Raw genomic sequence first — 19,898 nt, forward strand, 5'->3', positions numbered from 1 at the left:
GGTCGTACATAGCGTCCCTGGTTACTGAGTCGGGCGCGGATCGAATGCAGCGTCGTAGTGAAGATCTTCGCGCCCCTGACCTGGGGAGGCGACACATTGCACATCGTCCAGAGGCTGTGGCGGCTGCTCACGCCCGCCCCGCCGCCTGTTCCGCCCGGTACCGGCCAGCGTATCCAGGCCGCCGAGCAGGAAGCGGCCAAGCGGCGGGTCCTGGCCAGCGCCCGGACCATGGAGCAGGGGCACCGGCGCGCAAGCCGCCCCGACGGGCCGGTCCGGTGAGCGGCCGGCGGATGCCCGAGCCCGGCACGCGGGTGTCGGTGCGGCCCGGCCAGTGGCAGCCCAGCCCCGGCATCGAGGGCCAGACCAGCCACGACATCGTCATCGTCAAGGTCCACGAGTCCCACGACCCGCGGTTCGCCTGGGTGTACGGCCACGGCCCGGACTGCAGTTGGCCCACGGCGGACTGCGCCGTCCCATGGTGCTTCGAGGTGCTCGTCAGCGTCGACGTCCTGGCCGCCACCGCCGCAGGGCAGCGGCCGTGACCACGTACCCATGCTGGCAGGTGGCCTCGGGGACCAGCCGGCGGGCGCGGTCCCTCGCGGCGGCGCTGCGCGGAGGTCGCGTATGACCACGCACGGCCCGGTGCTGCCGATCTGGAGCTGCGGCGGCTGCGCTGCGCCCTGGCCCTGCCGCACACGGCAGCGCGAGTTGCTCGCCGAGTTCGACGACGCTCCGATCTCCCTGGCGCTCTACCTGGGTTCCCAACTGGTGCGGGCCACCCAGGATCTGACCTGGGTGCCGGCGGGTGCGCTGCACAGACGCTTCCTCGGCTGGCTCCGGTGAGCACCCTGCGGCCCAGCGACGAGAAGTTCCACTACAGCGACGGCTCGCACATGTGGATCCCACCGGACCCGGAATACGACCAGGAGGTCTGGGACGAACAGACTCGGTGGCAGTGCCCGTACGCTGGGGCGGTGATCGACTTTCGGGTGGCGGTTGAAGCACGTGACCTCGATGCCGTTGAGGCGGCCCTGGCCGACGACGTGGTGTTTCGCAGCCCGGTGGCGTTCAAGCCCTATGTGGGCAAGGCGATCACCGCTGCGATCCTGCGGGGTGTGTTGCGGGTGTTCGAGGACTTCCGGTACGTCCGCGAGTTGAGCGGCGAGGGCGCTCGCGATCACGCGCTGGTCTTCGAGGCACGGATGGGTGAGGTCGCTGTCGAGGGCTGCGACTTCCTGCATCTGGATGAGAGCGGCTTGATCGATGAATTCACGGTCATGGTTCGTCCGCTGTCCGCCGCGCAGGCCCTGGCTGCCGCGATGGCCGCCGAATTCGAGCAGATCCAGCGCGAGGCGTCGACCGTTGAGCCTTCGCGCGCTCGACGAGCGGCAGCGCGGAAGACGACGGATACTCGCCTGATGACTGGACCGGATCTCGACCCCGAGCAGTATCCGCCCATCGACCCAGGTGAGCCGGTGCCCGACGACCCGGGCGTCCTGCTACCTGACACGCCGGACGAATTGCCCGAAGCCCCGACCGAACCGATGCCAGACGATGGTGGCAACGCGGGCGGCGTGCGCGAGCCGGCATAGATCCGTCCGCGGCAACTGCTCTGACCAGCTATGTCGTTGATCTCGCCGGTTACCAAGCGAGAGGCCGAAAAGCAGTGACACAGGTCATGGTTGAGGTTGACCTTGGGTCAGGGTGCACGCTCCCTGCATCGGCACGCCGAAAGGGTGCGCCGAACGACAGACTCAAGGGAGCGAACGATCATGTCCATCACCCTGGCCGAGCAGGACCGCCCGGAATTGCAGAAGGTCATCGAAGAGATCGTGGATTCCGGTATCGCCGGGATCACGCTGCGCGTGCACGACGAGCGGGGCGAGTGGGTCGGCAGCGCTGGGGTTGCCGAGTTGGGCGGGACCGCGAAGCCGCCGACGAACGGGCATGTCCGGATCGGCAGCAACACCAAGACCTTCACCGCGAGCCTGGTCCTGCAACTGGTGGCCGAGGGCAAAATCGCTCTGGATAGCCCGGCCGCCGACTACCTGCCCGACCTCGGACTCGACGAGCGGATCACGGTGCGGATGCTGCTGCAGCACACCAGCGGAGTCTTCAACTTCACCGGCGAGTACTACGCCGACGGCACGTTCACTCCGGGCATCCCCGCCACCACTGCGGGCAAGGAGTGGGTGGACAACCGGTTCACGACCTACCCACCGGAGGACCTGGTACGGCTGGCGTTGTCCAAGCCCGCACGGTTCGAACCGGGTACGGACTGGAGCTACTCCAACACCAACTACGTGCTGGCCCGGCTGCTGGTCGAGAGGGTCACCGGCCGCCCGTTCGCCCAGGAGATGCAGCGACTGATCCTGGGGCCGCTCGGACTGACGGGCACCGTGGCGCCGACCACCCAGACCGAAGTCTCCGAGCCGCACGCCCACGCGTACTACCGCTACGAGGACGACGGCGAGCAGAAGACCGTCGACGTCACCCGCCACAACCCCTCCTGGATTTCCAGCGGCGGTGACATGATCTCGACCACCCAGGATCTGCACACGTTCATCTCCGCGCTGGTGGGCGGCAAGCTCCTGACGGCCGAACTGCTGACCGAAATGTGCACTCCGCACCCGACGCCCATCCCGAACATGGGCTATGGCCTTGGAGTATTTGTGCAGGACACCGGCCTGGGCGGCACCGTGATCACGCACAACGGCGGCATCGCGGGTCACGCGGCGCTGATGTACAGCACACCCGATGGCAGCAAGACCCTGACCGCCACGCTGAACTATGTGGACGACGCCGCGCTGTCGCTGGCCGTGCCGTTCCAGCAGGCGACGCAGCGGCTCGTCAACGAGGTGTTCTGCGCTGGGCAGGCCGATCCGGCTCGGCCGACGCGCTGAGCACCTGTGCCTCATATAACCGCTTCCGGCGGTCCATCAGGTAGGAGCCGAAACGGGGCCACGCCGGGTTCGTCGAGCTCGGCGTGGCCGGTCGCATGCTCGGCCGTACGTCTGCCAATTCGTGGCCGAGGTAGGGCACAAGGCAGGCTGAGCAGATGAGGAATGGAGTCACGATCGGGCAGGCGGCGGCCTTTGCCGGCGTAACGGTCAAGACGGTGCGGCATTACCACAAGCTCGGCCTGGTCGAGGAGCCCGAACGTGACAGCTCCGGCTACCGACGGTACGGATCGGCCGACCTGTTACGGCTGGTGCAGGTCCGGACCCTCGCCGGGGCGGGCGTGCCGTTGGCCGAGATCGGGCCCCTGATCGACGCCGACGCCGACGTGTTCGCCAACGCTATCGCCGACGTCGAGCGGCAGCTCACCGAACGGATCGAGGAGTTGACCGCCCGGCGTGACACTCTGCACCGGATCGCCGATGGCAACCGGGCGCTGCTGCCTGACCGTGCCGTGGCGCTGCTGGAACGGATGCCCAGCCTGGGCTTCACCGCCGACGAGGTGGCGGCCGCCCGGGAAAGCTTAGTGCTGGCCAAGGCCCTGGTCCCCGAAGGCTTCGACGACTACCTCACCCACGTCGAGCACGCCCTGCAGGACACCCGGTTCGTCGCCCTGAGCAAGCGCGCTGCCGAAACCGCGACCTGGGCACCGGATGACCCCCGCATCGACGAACTCGCCACCGCCATCGCCGACCACTACCTTGCCAACCCCGCACACCTGAAAATCGTGACCGGCCTGCAAGCCCGCAACGAGGCCGCGACCCGATACAAACTGATCGCCCACCACGGCGAAGAACAGGCACCGGCCTCGGCCCAACTGGTCGCACTCGTCGAGACCAAACTCCGCTCCGCCGGCATCCACATCCCCGGGCCAGACTCTTACTAACTGCTGCACTGGCAGGGCTTCCCCGCTCAGCCGTGACGAGTGCACAAGATCCGAAACATGCACCCCATGATCGAGATCGCCGCTGATCCGCTACCGGCTCTTCGCTCCCGGGCCTCTCGTCGCCTTGGAGCCATCCGGGCACCGCGCCGTGCGGCAATCAAGTTGATCGAACTTCAGTGCTGCTGCCGGGGATGGACGCGAGGCTGCCGTCCGGCTATCTTGCTTCAAGATCAAGGGGGTCAACGTGGGCGCGTCCGGGTGGAGCTACTACGTCGCATATCAGCCGGATCTCCAAGTCGCGCTGGACGGACTGCGGCGGCAGGTTTTCGAAACCGGTGACTACTGGTGGGCAGTGCCGTATGAGTACGGCAAATCGGCGGCGGACTTTCCGAATCGGCCGACGACGGAGGCGGAGCTATGGGCGGACGAGTCCGTCCAGGAGTCCGGCACACACTCGATATTGGATATGTCCCGAATCCTGGCCGACGGAGAAGAGCCTGACTACGGGACGATCCAGCCGGTGGTCGAGGCGGAGGCGCTCGAGCGCCTGGGTGCCCGCAAGCTGACCCGGTCGCACGTGGACGCGCTCGAACCTCTCGCTGAGCGACGCTGGTTCGGCCGGTGCGCGGTCCTGCATGACGCTGAGGGCAATCCCAGCGAGATCTACTTCTGGGGTTTCTCTGGTGACTAAGGGCTGCCTCGTGGCTGGACGGACGCGCGGTCGGCGCACTCGGAAACCTGTCCCACGCCTGCCGAGTCCGACGGCCTGAAACGAGCGGGCCGGCCGGGCTTCGGTCGCCACGACCACGGCGTACGCACGAGATGGGAGTTCGGCATGACTGGTCCCCGCGAAACCTTCCTCCGACTGGTGAACGGCGTCTGCGACGGTCCGTACGAAGACCTGGCCGACCTGTACGGCGAACAAACCCATGTCACGCATCCGTTTCACCCGCTCGACCCGCCACCGCTGCGTAGCCGCAGCGAACTGCACGAGCACTTCACCGCGACGCCTCCGGTTGGCCGGACGTTGCACCGAAAGCCGGTCGACGTGAGGATTCATGAAACCGCGGACCCGGAGGTGATCGTCGCCGAGTTCGCCTACCAGGGGGTGGTCGCCGAGACAGGTGAGGCCTTCACCGTGCCATGCGTCTTCGTGATGCGTATCCGCAATGGGCTCATCATCGAGTCCCGGGACTACATCGACCACGTCGCCAGCGCGCGGGCGTGGGGTCAACTCGACAGCCTGTTGACCGCACTCCGTCCGCAGACAAGCAGCACCATCGAGGGCACGACCTGACCCTGGAGCGTCGGCTGGGTACCGGGGTGGTCGTCATCTGTGGTCACAACGGCGACGGCGGTGGCATCTACGACTACTGGGGTTGCCAAGCGCAGGTCCGCGCCGAGGTTGTACAGGTCCTGGGTGAGCTGCGAGCCGGGGCCGGTAGACCGGAGCGGCGGTGGTCTCCGAAGCATGGCGGCTGACGACGTACCCCTCAGTGCCCAGGTGCCGGTCTCCGGATCCGCCGCCGCGAGCGGCCTACGCCTTTCGGCCGGTTGGAGCACCCAGGGCTCTGTCTCGAGCCCGATGGCAGGTCCTTGCGGGCTTCCTACGCTTCCTCATTATGTCGATCACCCGACGGGTCTCCGTCATCGCACCGGTCGCGGGTCTGCTACTCGGATTCCTCGACTTCGTCTGGATCAAATTCGTACCGGCGCACTTCGGCGGCCTCGGCAATTCGATCGCGGTATGGGCGGTGGCGGCGTTCCTGCTCGCGTTCTTCCTCCGATGGCCAGCGGTCCGGGCCGTCGCCGCAGCGGTCATCATGCTGCTCATCGCCGTGCCCAGCTACTACATCGCCGCAGCGCTCATCCAGCACGACGACTGGTCGACGGTCTGGGGCGTCGCCGCGAGGCAGTGGATGGTGCTGGGAGTGATCGCTGGGCTCGTGTTCGGATTCGGGGGCGTGGTAGCTCGCCAACCTGGGCCGCTCCGGCGGCCGGCCCTCGGGTTGGCGGCTGCGGTCCTGTTTGCCGAAGCGATCCTGCAGTTGCCGAGGATCGGCCAGCCAAGTTACAACACCGCGGACATCGTCCAGTACGTACTCGTCCTGGTTGCCCTGGCTGTCCTGAGTCCCCTGGCCGTGGCGCGGACCTGGCCGGACCGCGCACTCGCCCTGGCGTACGCGGTTCCGGTGTCTGGCGTCGGCTACCTACTCATGACCGCTACCGCCTTCCGGTCGAAGTAGCGCGCACGACGGAACAGGGGGTGCGGGAGTGGCTGGCCGACTGGGGGTGGCTGAGACACGATGTCACGCGTTGGTTGCGCGGTGGCGGGCGCGTACCAGGTGGTGCAGCGCCACCAGGGGGACCACGCCCGCCGGATACCAGGCCAGGTCGACGGGGTCGAACTGCACACCCAGCGCGAGCCTCGCGGCGAGGCTCCGCGCCGACAGTTCGGCTGGCACCCCAGTCAGCTGTGCGAGCTCCACCACCCAGCAGAAGACCGTGGCGATAGTCCCGGCGGGCATCGGCGCCATCCGTGGCCGCAGGAACATCACCGCCGCCCAGACCATCGACGCGTACAGCGCGGTTCCGGAGTACTGTCGCAGCGCCCCGCCGTCGAAGGCGCGGATCAGCAGTGCGAGGCCCAGGAACAGCAGCGCGGCCAAGGGCATGAGCCACCGCACCGTACGGGGCTTGATCGACATTCCCGCTACGGTAGCCCAGTACCGGAGCGCTACCTGAGCTTCGCCTCGGGTGAGGATGGCGAGATGTCGCGCCCCCTCGTGTTCGTCCACGCCTCAACGGACGACGAGCGCGTCGCCCATCCTCAAGGCCCCTTCAGCGCAATCGATGTGCTGGCCGTCGTCGAACGCGGTGCTGGCTATCCGGAATCGTGACGGCTCGGCGATCTCCTCACTCGCCAGGGCCCACGGTCGGCCGGGGTCTGCGCCGGGCACGGCGGCGAGGAGGACGACACCGCCGTGCTGAGGGACGACGTCGTCGGCGTGGGGCTCGTCGTACCGTACGTGACGCAGCACGACCGGGCCGGAGCGGATCGTCTCAGGCGGCACCCTGGGTGGCACGTGACGCCAGTGCCGGGCAAGCTCCGCGAAGGCCGTCTGGCGCTCGGCGCCACGACGCCTGCTCGCGGCGAGAATGCCGCTGCCCGCGTCGGCCGCGATACGACAGATGTCGAGGATCGGCACGCCGGCGGCCAGCTTTGGATGGTGGTGAACGAGCCGAGCGTGGTTCAGCAACATGACGAGCGCTTCAGCGGCGGCCCGTTGCGGTGCGGTCAGGCTCGACGTCCGAACCGGCTTTCGTCGTTGCGGCCGTGTGTGCGGGGTAACGAGGTCAGCCGCGCGGCCGGCCGTCGACTCGTACCATCGTGGGTCGTCGTTCCAGACCGAAGCCTCGGTCGCCCGCAGGCGCCCGGTGCGCCCGATCGCCACCCCCCACCCGGCGTCGGTGCGGCTCACGGTCATCCCGACCCGGTCCTCGGCGTCGAACCGCAGATCGGTGACCTCGTCGAAGGTGAACTTCAGCGGTGCGGCCGGCCAGGGCTTCTGGGAGCCGTCCCGCGAGACGCGTCCGGTACTGGGTGTGAACCGCCGCGGAGTGGCCAGGGTGAGCTGTACCCGCAGTCCCGCATCCGTTGGTCGGGCGGTGAGCGAGCGGACGCTGCCGGCGGCGAGGTCGTAGTCGTGGGCGAGCGCGTCGACGACTTTCGAGGTCAACCGGCAGACGCCCGGAAAGACGCGCCCTTGGTAGTCCCGGTGGACGCAACGGTCCGGCTGTGCGGTGGGAAGCACCGTGTCCAGGCTCGGGTCCAGGTCGACCATCAGCCGGCGTCGGTCGGCACCGAGGTCAGCCATCCACCGTAGGCCGGCGCGGGCTCGTCTGGACCGAAGCGGCCGGGGAGCACATGCCGCGCCCACCAGGGGTACGGCGTTGTTGTCCCAGATGTCGGCGATGCGGCCGATCCGCGCCGCGTCGAAACCTCGGGCGTCCGTGGCCAGGGCGGTGATCTCGCGGATGGAGCGGTCGAGCAGCCCGGCGAAGGCTTGCAGCGGCGAACTCACGGCGGCGAGTATCGCACCCGCGAGCAGAGGGCCGTGGTGTCGCGCGTCGATGTTAGGTTCGCAGACGTGACGATGCGGATCACCGCTGGGCGTTTCCACGCGGCGGACGGTGTCGAAGACTGGCGGTGTCTCTACCACCTGGTTTCGGCCTACTTTCGGACTGGCTCGCTGTCGGCGGGGATCGCGTTCGTCGACGAGATCGGCCGGCTCGCCGGCCGCGACGAGCAGGAGCATCTCACCGTGGACCTGCGCCACGCGGGTGTCACCGTGTCGCTGTCCCGGCGTGACATCGCATTGGCGCGACGGATATCGGCCGCTGCTCGGGCGCTGGGCATCCCCGCCGATCCCACGGCGGTGCAGCTCATCAATATCACCCTCGATGCCCTGGTGAAGCCGGACGTGCTGCCGTTCTGGCAGGCGCTGCTGGGATACCAGCAGATCGGTGAGGACTACCTGGCCGATCCGGCGCGACGGGGCCCGGGTTCGGGCTGCAATCCATGGAGACGGCGCGACCACAACGCAATCGGATGCACGTCGACATCGCGGTCCCGCACGATCAAGCGGAGGACCGCATCGCCGCCGCCGTGGCCGCCGGCGGGCGCGTCGTCTCCGACACGCACGCGCCGAAGTGGTGGGTGCTGGCCGACCCCGAGGGTAATGAGGCATGCGTCGCGACCTGGGTCGGACGCGAGTAGCAGGCCAGCCAAGGACGCGCGAAAGGCCGGCAGTTGGCGAACGGCCAGCGGCCCGTTGCGCGTCCGGTCCGGCCTGCCGATCGTCCCGCCCAGGTAGGACCTTGCGTCGAACCAGCAGGCTGAATGCATGAACCTGGTACTTGCCTTGAGTGGTCCGATCAGCGCCCTGCTGGGGGTATGGCTGGGAACGATGATGAGTGCCCGGGCGCAGGACCGTGCGATGCGTCAGGACCAGGAACGTCAGGCCGCAGAGGTCAAGCGGGCGGCGTACGTGAGCCACCTGACCGCGCTTCGTGCCTACCTGGTGTACGTCACCTCCCATGCCGGAGAGATCTCCGTCATTCGCGGCCAGGGCGGCAACCCCGCGCGGCCGTCGTTCACCGGTCGAGGCCACGACGTTCGTGAGGCGGTCGAGACGACCTACACAGCACTGCAACTGGTCGCGGCGGAACAGGAGACCGTCAACCAGGCCCACCTGGTCTCGCGAGCCGCCCGCAGGATCGCGGTGGCCGCCGCCGAGCACGACCCGCAGCTGAGCCAGAAACTGCTGATCTTCTGGGAACTCGAACGCAAGCTGGTGAACCAACTGCGGAAGGAGCTGGGCGAAAAGCTCTCACTCGCTTCGGCGTACGACGCGGACGCACTGCTGCCCTAGATCGCGGTGGTCGGCTGGGGCCGTCGGATGAACCGTCGGTCGCGGGCGGTGAGCGAGGCCGTGGGGCTGGCCGCGCGAAGAACGACGTCGAGCACCAGCTCGGGCTCGGCTGAGTAGGCGCCGCTGGCCCAGGCTGCATTCGCCTCGATCACTGCCCAGTGACCGTCGAGCAGTCCTACGTCCACGACGATGGCAGACGGCAGCGTGTGCCCGTATCCGGCGAGGAGGTCGGTGCCGAAGGCCTGCGCGTCCGTCGACGGAGGGCCGAGGTGCAACCGACCGTGCGCGGCGTACTGGCTGCCGGTGTGGACGACACCGTCGAGCAGGTGTAACCGGTATTCGGCGGTGAAATCGACGATGTCGCTGACGAGCACGGGAGTTCCCCGGTCGACAGCGTCGGGACCGGGCAGGCGGGAGCCGTCGGTGTAGATCATCGCCGGGATGCTCTTGTCGTTGGGTGACTTGATGAACGCTGGTCGACGGAGCTCGTAGGCCTCGCCGATGTCGACCATGGTGATATCCCGGCGGGTCAGTTCCCGAGGGAGGCCGGTCAGCCAGCCGGGGTCAGCCTCCAGCGGTGCGATCCCGAGCAGCGGTGCGACGGCGTCGGCGAAGCTCGGTCCCGCGTGCAGGTGGTCGGCGCGCACGCCGGGGGTACGTCGAAGGTGTGGAGCTGAACCGTGCGGAGCCCCCGTCGGTGGGCGGCGTCGCGCAGGCTCTGCGCCGAGGCGGTCAGGCGTGGCGGCAGGACGAGTGTCACGGCCGATGATCCTCTCCCATCGCGCGCGCCCGATACAGCGGATATCAGGCTCGCCAACGCCGCGGCGACTCAGTTCAGAAGCTTCTCCGTGAGGTCCATCAACCGCTCGGCGTCGCTCGGGTCGAGGGTCGGGAAGCTATCCGGAAGTCGCTTGTCCCGGTCCACAGCGGTCACCGGCGCGGCCGGCGGCGCATCCAGGAACTGGTGGATCGGGGCCACCGCGTCCGCGACAGGTCGGGCCGCCAGCGCCGCCATCGCGAGCAGGCCGCGGACCACCGGAGGGAGTGAGCTTCGATCGCCGCTCTTGGTGAAGCCGGGATGGTAGAGCACGTAACGGGCGCGGCTGCCAGACCGCTGGCCGAATCCCACGCCGAGCAGGTCGTTGGCTCGACCGGCCTGCAGTTGCGCCGTGATGGCCGAGTAGCCCGACGTCAGCTGCGGGTCGTTCCAGTGCAGCCGGCCTCTGGTGACACCGACACCGGCGACGTTCACGATCACCGGCGCGGCAGCCCGGTCCAGGGCAGGACGCAGGCCGAAGCTGAGCAGATAACGACTGAGGTAGTAGAGCGCGAACGTACGCTCCAGACCCTCGGCTGTCACGATGCGTCTTGGCGCGACAGCATTGGCGAACAGCGCCAACGCGTCCACGACCTCGTACTCGCCAAGTATGTGCTCGATGACGTGCCGCGTCTCGGCCACGCTGGACAGATCGACACGACGGAAGGTGATGGGGCCCCCGGCCATGGCCTCGCCGCGTTCACGGTTGCGGCCGAGCACCAGGACACGGTCGCCGCGTTCGGCCCGCTTCAGGCTGAACGCACGTCCCATCCCGTTGGTGCCGCCACTGACTATCACGACGCCCATATCGTCCCCCACTATCGTTGCTCATCGACGTGCTCATCTTGGGCAGCCCGCCGACGGAGGCGAAAGAAGGCATTTTCGTGTCCATAAGTAACATCGATGTGAGTGCCTCACTGTCTGACCATCGCCTGCCGATTCCCGTTCCGGTCGGCGAGTACGAGCGCTGCCCGGTCACCGATGTGCTGCGCCGGGTGAGCGACAAATGGACGCTGTTGCTGATCACCCTGCTCGGCCGGCAGCCGTACCGGTTCAACGAGTTGCATCGGGCCGTGGAGGGCATCAGCCCTCGCATGCTCACCCGAACGTTGCGCACACTGGAGAGCGACGGCCTCGTTGCGCGAGAAGTGTTTCCGACGTTGCCGCCGAGCGTCGAGTACCGGCTGACGCCGCTCGGCGTGAGCCTTCTGGAACCGCTCTCCGCGTTGGCCGACTGGGCGGTCGACCACCACGCCGAGATCGCTGCGGTTCGTCAGCGAGCTAGCTGAGACGCCACGCGACGCGGCACTCGTCCGCAGTTGGTCGCGCACGACGCTCCGGCGGACGCCTAGCGCCTCGTCGGCACCGTCGACTGACCGGGCGTCACGCGCGGCTCAGACCGAGCGCCTCGTCCACCCGGTCCAGCACCGTCACGTCGTCGTGGCCGACGCCGCGCAGCAGGTCGATGGCGGTCGCCCGGATCTGCCCGACGATCATGGTGACCGGCAGCGGCGGACCGGACCGCAGCAGGCCGGCGGCGATCCGGACCGCCTCCAGTGCCGCCGCGTCGGCCCGCTGCGCGTGCCGCTCGGCATCGGCACCGCTCAGGTCGCTGGCCAGCGCCTCCCCGGCCGACCGTACGGCGGTGGTCAGCGCGCCGATCGCGGCGGCCAACTCCGGCGGGGTGGCGGTGTGCCGGCGGGTCAGGGTCACCCCGGCTCGGGCCAGCACCCGGATGTTGCGGGCGGCGTAGTCGAGCTGCCGCACGGTCGCTTCCACGTCGGCGAGCTTGCCCAGGTGCCGGCGGCGCAGTCCCAGCCGCAGCGTCTCACCGGTGGCGAGCACGGCCGTCTGTAGCTGGGCGACACAGTCGTCCACCTGCCGGGCCTGATCCAGCGCGGCGCGGGCGGCGTCCTCGTCGCAGCCCTGCAACGCCATGCTCACCTCGTCGAGCAGGTCGGCCAGGTCGGTGTAGCTGCGCCGGGCCTGCGCCACCAGCGGTGCCAGCGGGTCGCGGGCGGCCATCAGCTGGCTGGCGGCCAATGCCACCGCGCCGCCGATGAGCGCGTCGACGAAGCGGAACGGCATCAGCGTGCCGTGCGGCGCGGCGACCACGACCAGGTACATGGCCGAGACGGTGGCCTGCACGACCAGGGCACGGCGTGCCCCGATCACCACCAGCGTCGTGGTGGTGAGCACTAGGACCAGCAGGACCGTGCCGGTGCCTGGGCCCAGCGCGTACACCAGTAGTTCCGCGACGAGCACGGCGGCGGCCACGGCAAGCAGGATCTCGACGGTCTGCCGCAGCCGTCGCCCGCGCGACTCACCGAGCACGACGAGCGCGGCGGTCGGGGCGTAGAACGGATCCGGGTGACGGATCACCACCGCCGCCACGATCCAGGCGACCACCGCGGCGGCGGTCAGCTCGACCACGGTCATCCCGTCACCCCGTAACCGTGCGACGGCGTCGCGTCCCCACGTCCGCACCGGTGGTACCCCTTCCGCCCAGCGGACCGGGGACGGCCGCCGATTGATCTTCTGCGAGGACGGGCACTACCCCGCCCGTGACCTGCTCAATCGCCGAGTAGCGAGGGGCACCCGGGTCGGCAGACCATGGCGGAAGGCCACGTCACTGCACGGCGGTGGCCGGGGGGTGATCGAATGACTCCGGGCAGCGGAAGGTGTACAGCGAGTAGCCGCGCCCGATCTGTACGCCGACGATGTCGGGGGACGCGGTCGGGTCCTCCTCGGCCGGGCGCCAGCTGCAATGCATGCCGTTCCAGTCGCCCGAATCCACGGTGAAGATCAGGGTCATCCTGGTGCCGCAGGCAGCACAGTCCATCGGGTACGGATCGGTCAGTGACCAGTTCGCGTACCCGCCGACCTTCCATCCCGGCGCCAGCGACAAGTCGCTCTGATAGTGCGGACGGCTCTCGTCCTCGTCGTCATCCCACTCATCGAGCCGGTCGCGTAGGTCATCGGGGAGCAGATCGGCGTACTGGTACTCGCGGACCTGCTCGGGGTGCACCAGGCACGGGATCGGCAGATACATGTCGCTGATCACCGGCGGCTCGGGAGGCGCGTCGAGCAGTGGGCCGATGGTCGAACTGTCGCGCCAGTGGAGAAAGACACGGGGGCTGTAGTGCCGGTCCGAGTGGTCCACGGGGCACCACAGCACCTGGAGCAGGTCGGTGCCGTCCGGACCGGCGTAGTCCGGGATGTCACGTCGGTACAGCTGCGCGACCGGAACCAACGGGATGGGATCCTCGATCAGGTCGCCCAGGTCCAGATCGTCGGCGGCGTCGAGTTCCGCCCGCTCCTGCACGGTCAGGAAGTCCCCACCCGGCAACGGCTCCCGGGCTTCCGCGGTCGCGAGGATCGCCCGCCTGCGGCGTAGGGCGGCCGGGGTCGTGAGGTTCCACGGCTCGTGCGCCCCGCTGTCGTCGCAGACCGGCCATACCTCGTCGGCGGGCCACAGCAGTGGTCCACCGACCGAGCTGTCCCTGACGGTCGGAGCGCCGGGTCGGGGATGCAGGCGGGTGGCCGTGGTGGAATGGTCTCGCAGCTCGGGAAAGACTGCGGCGATGTCCAGAGGACGCGGAGGCGTGGTGCGGACCATGGTGGTGGATCTTATGGCCCGCACACGCGGCATAGGGTGCACTCAATGATCCGATCTGCCTTCCTCGATGCCGCCCAGATCGCGGCGGCTCTGTTGCGCGAACCGATACTGGCCGAGCGATGGCCCACGCCCAGCGCGTTGCCCGACTTCTCGACCGGCGGCCTGGCTCGTCACCTTGCCTACCAGGTGACTCACACGGTGACCTTCCTTGACGCCGCGCCCGGACAGTCGGCCATCCCGGTGCTGGAGCACTTCACCGGCAACACCTGGGTGACCTCGGGCGTCGGCAGTGCTGACAACATCGGCATCCGACGCCGCAGCGAGCAGGCGGCCGCGTCGACGACCGCCGCTGCCCTGGCGGACACCGTCGATGTCGCGTTGACCGAGCTGCGGGCGGTAGTGCCCGCACAGCCCCTCGACCGCATCGTCGATCTCGGCGAGTGGGGTCTGCGGGTCGACGACTTCCTGTTGACCCGTGTCGTGGAGCTGGTGGTGCACGTCGACGACCTGGCCGTCAGCCTCGGCTTGCCGACGCCCCCGATGCCAGCGGCAGCGACCAAAGCGTCGATCCAGCTGCTGAGTAGCCTCGCCGCCTGGCGACACGGCGCCCTGAACGTGATCCGCGCACTCGCCCGCCAAGAACGGGCACCCACCTCGATCGCCGCTCTCTGAATGCCGGAGACTCCCGTTCCTGGCCGCGACAGCGCGCGCTCACCCGCCGCTGATGGTGCGCAGCCGACCTGAGCCTCGCTGAGTGCGGCCGTTGCGTCGGTCGCGGCATCCGAGGCCGGATGCATGGCCGGTGACCGGCTGTCCGCCTGACGACGCTCTGCCTTTCCTCGCCCATGCCCTGCTGGAGAAGCTCTATCGGGAGCGCGGTGAGCGGGGCGGCGGCAACAGCCGTGACGGCGCGGCGTTCACCGCGATCGGCGACATCCTGCGCGAGTCGCTGGTACCGCCACAGACGACTGCCACGCTCTACCGGGCGGTGGCGAAGATTCCGGGGGTCGAGGTGGTCCGCGGGGTCGAGGATGCGGCCGGGCGGCGGGGAGTGGCTGTCGGGTACACCGAGCGGAGCCGGCGCGATGAGTGGATCTTCGACGAGCAGACGTACGAATATCTTGGCGAGCGTAGTTACCTCGTGGCCGACACCGCCGACGGACCGGCGGGTACGGTGCTGGCCACGACCGCGGTGTTGCAGCGAGCAGTGGTGTCGGACCTCGGAGAGCGCCCAGAGGGATAGCTGCGCGGGTGTCGGGGTGACGAGGTGGTGCGGAGCGACAGCGAGGAGCCGGAGGTCGAGATGGTCGAGCGGCTCATTTCCCGGACGGACGCCGCCTACCGGCGTTGGTTGGCGTCGCTCACCGACGACGTCGTCGCCGATCACGTCGTCATGTACTGCCGGGAATCCCTGCCGGAGCGCAACACGACCTACGGAATCGGGGAGTGGCTCGCGGGCTACCTGATGATCGGCCAGGACGGCGATCGGGGATTCTTCCTTCGGTGTGACGACGGCGACGGCCCGGTGTTCCGGGCCGACCTGGGCGGTCTCGGCGAAGCCGATCTCGACGTCGTCGCCCCTGCCTTCGAGGGGTGGCGGCGATCCGGCTTCGCCCTGCCCGCCGCTCCGGAGCCAGACCTGCCGCCAACCGCCGACGTCTATCTCGGCAACATTCCGCTCGACGGAGTTGAGCTGCTGGTACGGGCAAGAAAGCTGCTGGGCGTGGACTGGCGGTTCGGGGACCTCCGGGGCCTGCTCGCCGCCCAACCGATCCTGGCCGCGAGGTCAGCTCGCCCGTACGCGCTGCGTCGCGACCTGGAACACGCCCCTGAGCTGCGGCCGTACCTGTTCTATGACACCGGCCGCGGCCTGGCAGCGATATGGCCGACCGGCAGCGAGACGGCGAAGCGGCGCCCGCCGCAGAAGTGACCGCGGCGGCTGGCGGGTCGACCAAGCGTCACCGGATCTCGTTGTCGGGGTGCTCACTGTCGTAGGCCCACCAGCGCCGCCGCTGGTTCGAGGAGGTCCGGTGGATCCTTCCATCCGCTGGTCTCCACGAGCTGCCAGCCGTCGCCCAGCTCACGCAACCAGTAATGCTGGTGGCCGAACCCGCTGATGTCGTCCTGGTCGACCAGCAACCCCTGTGGTCGCGCCACAACGACCGTCCCCCAATAGCCCACGCGCGAGAGCATAGGCTGGCCGGTGGTCGGAGCATCGACACCTGCCAGGACAGCGGATCACGGGTCAGCGAGCGGTGGGGTCGGTCAGCCGACGCAGTTCGATGGCGGCGAGTTCCCGCAGGGTCTGGTCGGGGTCGCGGGTGTAGCGCCGGAGGATGTCCGGGGCAACGTCGGGCGCGACATGTCGTGCCACGACCGCGACCCGCTGACGGACCATCGGATCCGGGTCGTCCGCCAGTTCGACGAGGAGATCTCCCCGGCGGGAGGTGCCATCAGCGCTGGCGAGTCCGCTGAGGGTGGCTGCCCGTACCGCGGCCTCGCCGTCTCTCGCCAGCACCGTGAGTTGCGGCACCACCCGGGGATCCGCGTCGGCCGCTTTCGGGAGCGCCTTGGCGGCTTGGACGCGCAGCTGTGGGTCGCGGTCAACCGCCAGCATCAGGAGCGTGTCCACCGCCGCGTGCCCTCCGACCGCGCCGAGGGCTTCCGCCGCCCTCTCGCGCACGTGTCGATCGGGATCGTGCAGGAGCCGTTGCAGGGCCGGCGTCGCCTCGTCATTGCCGAGCCGCCCGAGCGCCCAGGCAACCATGGACCGTACCCGCGGTTCCGGATCGGTGGCGAGGGCGACGAGCGGTGCGACCGCGTCAACCCGGCCGGCGTGGGCCAGCCTGCTGGCGGCCGACACTCGTACCTGCTGGTTCGGGTCGCGCAGCGCCAGCACCAGCGCGCCGAAAGCCCGGTCGTCACCAGCGGGGTCGGGCATCGAGCCGACCGCCATGGACCTGATCTCCGGGTCCGTGTCGGTCAGGGCCGCGGCCAGCAGCTCGACGTTCGGTGTCTCGGCCATGAAACCGAGCGCCCACAGCCCCACCCGGCGCAGCTCCGGCCGGTCGTTCGTGGCGAGTTCAGAAACCACGTTCAGGCTGGTCGAAGGGTCCGCGCGCAGCAGCTCGATGATCTCACTCTGCAGACCGTCCTGGTCGTCCCCGAGGTCGCGCGCCGAGGCGCGGAGCAGCACCGGTAGGGCGGCCGCGCCGTCGATGCCCGCCAGGACACCGGCGATCAGGTCCCGACCGTAGAAGTTGCCCTCGTCGAGAAACCGGTCCAGTGCTTCCCGTAGTCGGGGTACCAGAGCGATGTCCCCGCTCGTCGCGAGCGCCGTGACGGTTGGCGCGATGTCGTCGTAATCGTCCTCAAGCTCCACGGCGTGCCGGACCACGGCCTCCAGCGCCCCACGGCTGTCGATCATCCGGTCACCCTGCCATACGACCCCAGACGCGACGGTGACCTGTCGTCCGCGGGCGAGGGGTCCGGGGCGACGCTGCGCCCCGAACCCCTGCGGCCCGCGGATGGAGTACCGCTCTCAGGTCATCCGCACCGTTGACCGTTGAGGGTGAAGGCGGTCGGCGCCGGGTTGGTGCCGCTCCACGTCCCGTTGAAGCCGATGCTCGTGGACGCGCCGGCAGCGAGTTTGCCGTTCCAGCTCATGCTGTCCGCCGTGACGCTCGTGCCGCTCTGTTTCCAGGTGGCCGACCAGCCCTGGCTGACCTTCTGGCCGGCGGTGGGGAAGTCGAAGCCGAGTTTCCAGCCGTCGATCGCGGTGGTGCCGGTGTTCTTGATCGTGACGGTCGCGGTGAAGCCGCCCGGCCAACTGTTCGCCGTGTAGCCGACCGTGCATCGGCCGGTGGGCGCGGTGGGCGCGGTCCGCACGGTCAGGCCGGGCGAGGCCGTCGAGACGTTCCCCGCCGCGTCATGGGCGGTCACCACGAAGGTGTACGGAGTGTCCGGCGTCAGCCCGGTCACGGTGTACGTGGTGCCGGTGGCGCTGCCCACCTTCACGGTGCCGGTGGTGTCGACCCGGTGCACGTCGTAGCCGGTGACGGCGGTGTCGTCGGTGGACGGGGTCCAGGCCAGCGCGATGCTGTCGCTGGTGATCGTGCCGGCGGTCGGCTTGCCCGGGGCGGTCGGCGCCTGGGTGTCGCCGGGCGTGGTGGCGCGCGGCAGCACCAGGTGGGTGATCGAGTTGGCCGGGAAGGTGGTCGTGAGACCGCCGGCGGTCACCGGCTGGTCGGCCTCCCGGACGACGCCGGCCAGGTTCGCCCCGCTGTACCGGTAGACCTGGGCGGTGCTCGCGGAGACGCCGGTGAGGTTGAGCGGGCTGGTCAGGTCGTCGCCGGTCTTGTTCACGACGACCACGGTGAGTGCCTTGTCGGCGCTGCGCTCGGCCGCGTACACGGCCAGTTTGCCCTGGTCGGCGCTGGTCGCCTGGATGGAGGTCTCGCCGAACGCGCCGCCGGAGCCGTCGTAGTTGCGGTAGATGCGGAAGGCGTTGGCCACCGGCTGGTCGGCGGCGGGCGCGGTCCAGAGGGCGGCCATGTCGAGCCCTTCGCGGCCGAAGATGCCGAGGACGTCCGCCTGGGCGAGCGCGCCGTTGAGCGAACCGTGGGCACCCCAGTTGTACTCGGTCATCGCGATCTTCGTGCCGGGGTAGTGCTGGGAGACCAGCTCGCGCAGCCGCGGGATGAACCGGACCGGACTGTTGATCCAGCTCTCGTCCACGTAGGTCGGGTCCCAGAGTTGGCGGGTCGAGCGCAGCCGCAGCGCCTGGGTGTTGGCGTCGCCGGCCGCGTCCCCGAAGACGCCGGACTGCTGCGGGTACAGGTGGACGTCGAAGTAGTCGAGGAGGCGCGTGCCGTGCTGCTGCTCGTACTCGCGCATCCGGTCCAGGTACCACGGGCCGAGGTCCTGGCCGCCGTGCGCGGCCTTGTCCGGTGGGTTCGACCAGCAGCCGGTACGCGAGCAGGTGTCCTGGTCGAGGCCCGAGTAGATGATCGAGTTCAGGCCCCAGCCGACCGGACCGAGCGTCTTCGCGCCGGGGTCGGCGGCCTTGATCGCGGCAGCGTACGCGTAGGTGCGGTCGCGCAGCTCGTCGTAGCCCATGCCCGTCGGTCGGACGTCGCGGTGGGTGGACTGCCAGAGGTCCGGCTCGTTGTCCAGGTTGTAGAACTGCACGCCGCCGTCGGCGGCGGCGCCGAACTGCCCCTTGAGGTGGTCGACGAAGTCGGCGACGTACTCCGGGCCGACCGCGACGCTGGTGTCCTCCGGGTCGTTGCCGGTGATCAAGGACCCGTCCGGTTTCTTGCCGTTGCCGCAGTCCGGCGCCCAGGGGTCGGTGGACTCCTGCGGACCGTACTTGGCGACGCTGAAGCCGCAGGCCCGCGACCGGTCCTTGGCGATCCAGCCGAGCAGCGGCACCGTCATGACCGTGCCGGTGCCGGTGGCCTTGTTGCGCTGCACGAACCGGTCGCTCTCCGAGCCGTTCGGGAGGTCCTCCGGACTCGAATTGTCGTTGGGGATGTTCTCGAAGTACCAGTCCGCCGCGCGGTTGGTGGTGTCGGCCCGGAAGTTGTAACGGGTGGTGGCGTTTCCGCCGTAGCGGTTCACCGGCAGCCGCAGGTCGCGGGCGAGAGCCTCGTCCGCGAAGTTCATGCCGTAGATGTACGGGCTGATCTGGTGCCGGGCGGCGGTGGTGTCCACGGCGAGCGCCGGGCCGGTCGCGGCCAGGGCGGGAGCCGGCAGGGCCAGACCGCCGAGGGCCGTGGCGAGCACGACCGGAAGTAGAGCGGTGGTGGGACGCACGAGCATTCCTTTCGAGAGAAGCCCGTCGATGGGAGCGCTGCCACAGCGTCGCGCCTTCGTGCCGCCGAGTCAATTCGACGCCGAAGGGCTTCCGGTTGAGCTGGTGCTACTGCTCGCCGCCCACGAGACTGGGCGAATCACCCTCGCCCGACACCCGCGCGCTCACGAGCGAGGTGAGCACCGACAGCACCGCTGCGCCGGACGCGATGCCACCCGCCGCCGCCCAGTCCGCCTGCCACGCGTCGAACACCACGTCGGCGCCCCAGTAGAGGAGCAGACCCTGCGCGGCGCTCTTCACCGCCCGTTCGGCGGCGGCCTTCCAGAACTTCGTGGTGAACATGTCCGTACCTCCAGAGCCAGGTTCGT

General features: G+C 69.2%; 26 protein-coding genes. 16 read left to right on the forward strand and 10 right to left on the reverse strand.

From position 1 onward, the window contains the following. The first annotated feature begins 57 nt into the window (after positions 1 to 57). The 10 genes from ACN269_RS28840 to ACN269_RS28885 all read left to right on the forward strand — a co-directional run bounded on the left by ACN269_RS28840 (position 58) and on the right by ACN269_RS28885 (position 6,090). Entirely contained in the window at positions 58 to 279 is a 222-nt protein-coding gene (locus ACN269_RS28840; RefSeq protein WP_421475375.1) for a hypothetical protein, read from the forward strand. A gap of 11 nt (positions 280 to 290) precedes the next feature. Continuing rightward, positions 291 to 542, forward strand: a complete 252-nt coding sequence (locus ACN269_RS28845; protein ID WP_421475376.1) for a hypothetical protein — start codon at positions 291 to 293, stop codon at positions 540 to 542. A gap of 82 nt (positions 543 to 624) precedes the next feature. Continuing rightward, positions 625 to 843: a hypothetical protein gene (locus ACN269_RS28850; protein WP_421475377.1), complete on the forward strand. Its 219-nt coding sequence runs from the start codon at positions 625 to 627 to the stop codon at positions 841 to 843. After that, the gene (locus ACN269_RS28855; protein ID WP_421475378.1) at positions 840 to 1,592 is read left to right on the forward strand and encodes a nuclear transport factor 2 family protein; all 753 of its coding nucleotides are present in this window, start codon (positions 840 to 842) and stop codon (positions 1,590 to 1,592) included. Before ACN269_RS28850 ends, ACN269_RS28855 begins: the two co-directional genes overlap by 4 nt. Positions 1,593 to 1,772: 180 nt before the next feature. Continuing rightward, on the forward strand, positions 1,773 to 2,903 hold the full coding sequence (locus ACN269_RS28860; RefSeq protein WP_421475379.1) for a serine hydrolase domain-containing protein: 1,131 nt from the start codon (positions 1,773 to 1,775) through the stop codon (positions 2,901 to 2,903). 155 nt (positions 2,904 to 3,058) lie between these two features. Continuing rightward, on the forward strand, positions 3,059 to 3,844 hold the full coding sequence (locus tag ACN269_RS28865; RefSeq protein ID WP_421475380.1) for a MerR family transcriptional regulator: 786 nt from the start codon (positions 3,059 to 3,061) through the stop codon (positions 3,842 to 3,844). 244 nt (positions 3,845 to 4,088) lie between these two features. Beyond that, positions 4,089 to 4,535 carry a hypothetical protein gene (locus ACN269_RS28870; protein ID WP_421475381.1) on the forward strand — a complete coding sequence of 149 codons (447 nt, stop codon included), beginning with the start codon at positions 4,089 to 4,091 and terminating at the stop codon, positions 4,533 to 4,535. Positions 4,536 to 4,679: 144 nt separating this feature from the next. Beyond that, complete coding sequence (locus ACN269_RS28875) at positions 4,680 to 5,141, forward strand: nuclear transport factor 2 family protein (RefSeq protein ID WP_421475382.1); 462 nt, start codon at positions 4,680 to 4,682, stop codon at positions 5,139 to 5,141. Then, the gene (locus ACN269_RS28880; RefSeq protein ID WP_421475383.1) at positions 5,069 to 5,326 is read left to right on the forward strand and encodes a DUF6196 family protein; all 258 of its coding nucleotides are present in this window, start codon (positions 5,069 to 5,071) and stop codon (positions 5,324 to 5,326) included. The genes ACN269_RS28875 and ACN269_RS28880 overlap by 73 nt, the downstream gene beginning before the upstream one ends. 140 nt (positions 5,327 to 5,466) lie before the next feature. Next, complete coding sequence (locus tag ACN269_RS28885) at positions 5,467 to 6,090, forward strand: DUF6518 family protein (RefSeq protein ID WP_421475384.1); 624 nt, start codon at positions 5,467 to 5,469, stop codon at positions 6,088 to 6,090. 63 nt (positions 6,091 to 6,153) lie between these two features. On the opposite strand, the gene ACN269_RS28890 is transcribed toward ACN269_RS28885, so the two are convergent. Together ACN269_RS28890 and ACN269_RS28895 are read right to left on the reverse strand one after the other, a co-directional pair. After that, positions 6,154 to 6,552 (reverse strand): DUF2809 domain-containing protein, encoded by a 399-nt coding sequence (locus ACN269_RS28890; protein WP_421475385.1) that lies wholly within the window; start codon positions 6,550 to 6,552, stop codon positions 6,154 to 6,156. Positions 6,553 to 6,645: 93 nt separating this feature from the next. After that, positions 6,646 to 8,445, reverse strand: a complete 1,800-nt coding sequence (locus ACN269_RS28895) for a hypothetical protein (protein WP_421475386.1) — start codon at positions 8,443 to 8,445, stop codon at positions 6,646 to 6,648. Here ACN269_RS28895 and ACN269_RS28900 point away from each other — a divergent pair. Next, positions 8,427 to 8,624 carry a VOC family protein gene (locus tag ACN269_RS28900; protein ID WP_421475387.1) on the forward strand — a complete coding sequence of 66 codons (198 nt, stop codon included), beginning with the start codon at positions 8,427 to 8,429 and terminating at the stop codon, positions 8,622 to 8,624. The two genes, ACN269_RS28895 and ACN269_RS28900, sit on opposite strands and share 19 nt — an antisense overlap. 127 nt (positions 8,625 to 8,751) lie before the next feature. Continuing rightward, a complete protein-coding gene (locus ACN269_RS28905) occupies positions 8,752 to 9,279 on the forward strand; it encodes a hypothetical protein (RefSeq protein WP_421475388.1) in 528 nt (175 codons plus the stop codon). On the opposite strand, the gene ACN269_RS28910 is transcribed toward ACN269_RS28905, so the two are convergent. Both ACN269_RS28910 and ACN269_RS28915 read right to left on the reverse strand, forming a co-directional pair. After that, complete coding sequence (locus ACN269_RS28910; RefSeq protein WP_421475389.1) at positions 9,276 to 9,926, reverse strand: ATP-grasp domain-containing protein; 651 nt, start codon at positions 9,924 to 9,926, stop codon at positions 9,276 to 9,278. The two genes, ACN269_RS28905 and ACN269_RS28910, sit on opposite strands and share 4 nt — an antisense overlap. A 182-nt stretch (positions 9,927 to 10,108) precedes the next feature. Further along, positions 10,109 to 10,903, reverse strand: a complete 795-nt coding sequence (locus ACN269_RS28915; RefSeq protein ID WP_421475390.1) for an SDR family NAD(P)-dependent oxidoreductase — start codon at positions 10,901 to 10,903, stop codon at positions 10,109 to 10,111. Between the two features lie 17 nt (positions 10,904 to 10,920). Between ACN269_RS28915 and ACN269_RS28920 the strand changes: the two genes are divergently transcribed. Then, entirely contained in the window at positions 10,921 to 11,385 is a 465-nt protein-coding gene (locus ACN269_RS28920) for a winged helix-turn-helix transcriptional regulator (protein ID WP_421475391.1), read from the forward strand. A gap of 94 nt (positions 11,386 to 11,479) precedes the next feature. On the opposite strand, the gene ACN269_RS28925 is transcribed toward ACN269_RS28920, so the two are convergent. After that, positions 11,480 to 12,535: an FUSC family protein gene (locus ACN269_RS28925; RefSeq protein WP_421475392.1), complete on the reverse strand. Its 1,056-nt coding sequence runs from the start codon at positions 12,533 to 12,535 to the stop codon at positions 11,480 to 11,482. 190 nt (positions 12,536 to 12,725) lie between these two features. Beyond that, positions 12,726 to 13,715, reverse strand: coding sequence for a hypothetical protein (locus ACN269_RS28930; protein WP_421475393.1), 990 nt, complete (start codon positions 13,713 to 13,715; stop codon positions 12,726 to 12,728). A 45-nt stretch (positions 13,716 to 13,760) separates the two neighbouring features. Here ACN269_RS28930 and ACN269_RS28935 point away from each other — a divergent pair, with 45 nt between their 5' ends. From ACN269_RS28935 to ACN269_RS28945, 3 genes are all read left to right on the forward strand, one after another. Then, complete coding sequence (locus tag ACN269_RS28935) at positions 13,761 to 14,387, forward strand: maleylpyruvate isomerase N-terminal domain-containing protein (protein WP_421475394.1); 627 nt, start codon at positions 13,761 to 13,763, stop codon at positions 14,385 to 14,387. Positions 14,388 to 14,517: 130 nt separating this feature from the next. After that, on the forward strand, positions 14,518 to 14,958 hold the full coding sequence (locus ACN269_RS28940) for a CU044_5270 family protein (protein ID WP_421475395.1): 441 nt from the start codon (positions 14,518 to 14,520) through the stop codon (positions 14,956 to 14,958). A 24-nt stretch (positions 14,959 to 14,982) separates the two neighbouring features. After that, positions 14,983 to 15,645 carry a hypothetical protein gene (locus tag ACN269_RS28945; RefSeq protein ID WP_421475396.1) on the forward strand — a complete coding sequence of 221 codons (663 nt, stop codon included), beginning with the start codon at positions 14,983 to 14,985 and terminating at the stop codon, positions 15,643 to 15,645. A gap of 53 nt (positions 15,646 to 15,698) precedes the next feature. Here the strand turns inward: ACN269_RS28945 and ACN269_RS28950 are convergent, their stop codons facing one another. The 4 genes from ACN269_RS28950 to ACN269_RS28965 form a co-directional block, all read right to left on the reverse strand. Continuing rightward, positions 15,699 to 15,872 carry a hypothetical protein gene (locus ACN269_RS28950; RefSeq protein ID WP_421475397.1) on the reverse strand — a complete coding sequence of 58 codons (174 nt, stop codon included), beginning with the start codon at positions 15,870 to 15,872 and terminating at the stop codon, positions 15,699 to 15,701. Between the two features lie 88 nt (positions 15,873 to 15,960). Beyond that, positions 15,961 to 17,142 (reverse strand): HEAT repeat domain-containing protein, encoded by a 1,182-nt coding sequence (locus ACN269_RS28955; RefSeq protein ID WP_421475398.1) that lies wholly within the window; start codon positions 17,140 to 17,142, stop codon positions 15,961 to 15,963. A 119-nt stretch (positions 17,143 to 17,261) separates the two neighbouring features. Further along, positions 17,262 to 19,532 (reverse strand): glycoside hydrolase family 44 protein, encoded by a 2,271-nt coding sequence (locus ACN269_RS28960; protein WP_421475399.1) that lies wholly within the window; start codon positions 19,530 to 19,532, stop codon positions 17,262 to 17,264. Between the two features lie 106 nt (positions 19,533 to 19,638). Further along, positions 19,639 to 19,872: a holin gene (locus ACN269_RS28965; protein ID WP_421475400.1), complete on the reverse strand. Its 234-nt coding sequence runs from the start codon at positions 19,870 to 19,872 to the stop codon at positions 19,639 to 19,641. Between the last annotated feature and the right edge of the window lie 26 nt (positions 19,873 to 19,898).

The sequence above is a fragment of the Micromonospora sp. WMMD736 genome (assembly GCF_049179015.1).
Lineage (GTDB): Bacteria > Actinomycetota > Actinomycetes > Mycobacteriales > Micromonosporaceae > Micromonospora.

What these genes read in the sequence shown, in the direction of transcription:
- ACN269_RS28845 (WP_421475376.1), top strand. Translation starts at nt 291, where the DNA reads ATGCCCGAGCCCGGCACGCGGGTGTCGGTGCGGCCCGGCCAGTGGCAG.
- ACN269_RS28850 (WP_421475377.1), top strand. Translation starts at nt 625, where the DNA reads ATGACCACGCACGGCCCGGTGCTGCCGATCTGGAGCTGCGGCGGCTGC.
- ACN269_RS28860 (WP_421475379.1), top strand. Translation starts at nt 1,773, where the DNA reads ATGTCCATCACCCTGGCCGAGCAGGACCGCCCGGAATTGCAGAAGGTC.
- ACN269_RS28865 (WP_421475380.1), top strand. Translation starts at nt 3,059, where the DNA reads ATGAGGAATGGAGTCACGATCGGGCAGGCGGCGGCCTTTGCCGGCGTA.
- ACN269_RS28875 (WP_421475382.1), top strand. Translation starts at nt 4,680, where the DNA reads ATGACTGGTCCCCGCGAAACCTTCCTCCGACTGGTGAACGGCGTCTGC.
- ACN269_RS28885 (WP_421475384.1), top strand. Translation starts at nt 5,467, where the DNA reads ATGTCGATCACCCGACGGGTCTCCGTCATCGCACCGGTCGCGGGTCTG.
- ACN269_RS28890 (WP_421475385.1), bottom strand. Translation starts at nt 6,552, where the DNA reads ATGTCGATCAAGCCCCGTACGGTGCGGTGGCTCATGCCCTTGGCCGCG.
- ACN269_RS28900 (WP_421475387.1), top strand. Translation starts at nt 8,427, where the DNA reads ATGGAGACGGCGCGACCACAACGCAATCGGATGCACGTCGACATCGCG.
- ACN269_RS28905 (WP_421475388.1), top strand. Translation starts at nt 8,752, where the DNA reads ATGAACCTGGTACTTGCCTTGAGTGGTCCGATCAGCGCCCTGCTGGGG.
- ACN269_RS28915 (WP_421475390.1), bottom strand. Translation starts at nt 10,903, where the DNA reads ATGGGCGTCGTGATAGTCAGTGGCGGCACCAACGGGATGGGACGTGCG.
- ACN269_RS28925 (WP_421475392.1), bottom strand. Translation starts at nt 12,535, where the DNA reads ATGACCGTGGTCGAGCTGACCGCCGCCGCGGTGGTCGCCTGGATCGTG.
- ACN269_RS28930 (WP_421475393.1), bottom strand. Translation starts at nt 13,715, where the DNA reads ATGGTCCGCACCACGCCTCCGCGTCCTCTGGACATCGCCGCAGTCTTT.
- ACN269_RS28935 (WP_421475394.1), top strand. Translation starts at nt 13,761, where the DNA reads ATGATCCGATCTGCCTTCCTCGATGCCGCCCAGATCGCGGCGGCTCTG.
- ACN269_RS28955 (WP_421475398.1), bottom strand. Translation starts at nt 17,142, where the DNA reads ATGATCGACAGCCGTGGGGCGCTGGAGGCCGTGGTCCGGCACGCCGTG.
- ACN269_RS28965 (WP_421475400.1), bottom strand. Translation starts at nt 19,872, where the DNA reads ATGTTCACCACGAAGTTCTGGAAGGCCGCCGCCGAACGGGCGGTGAAG.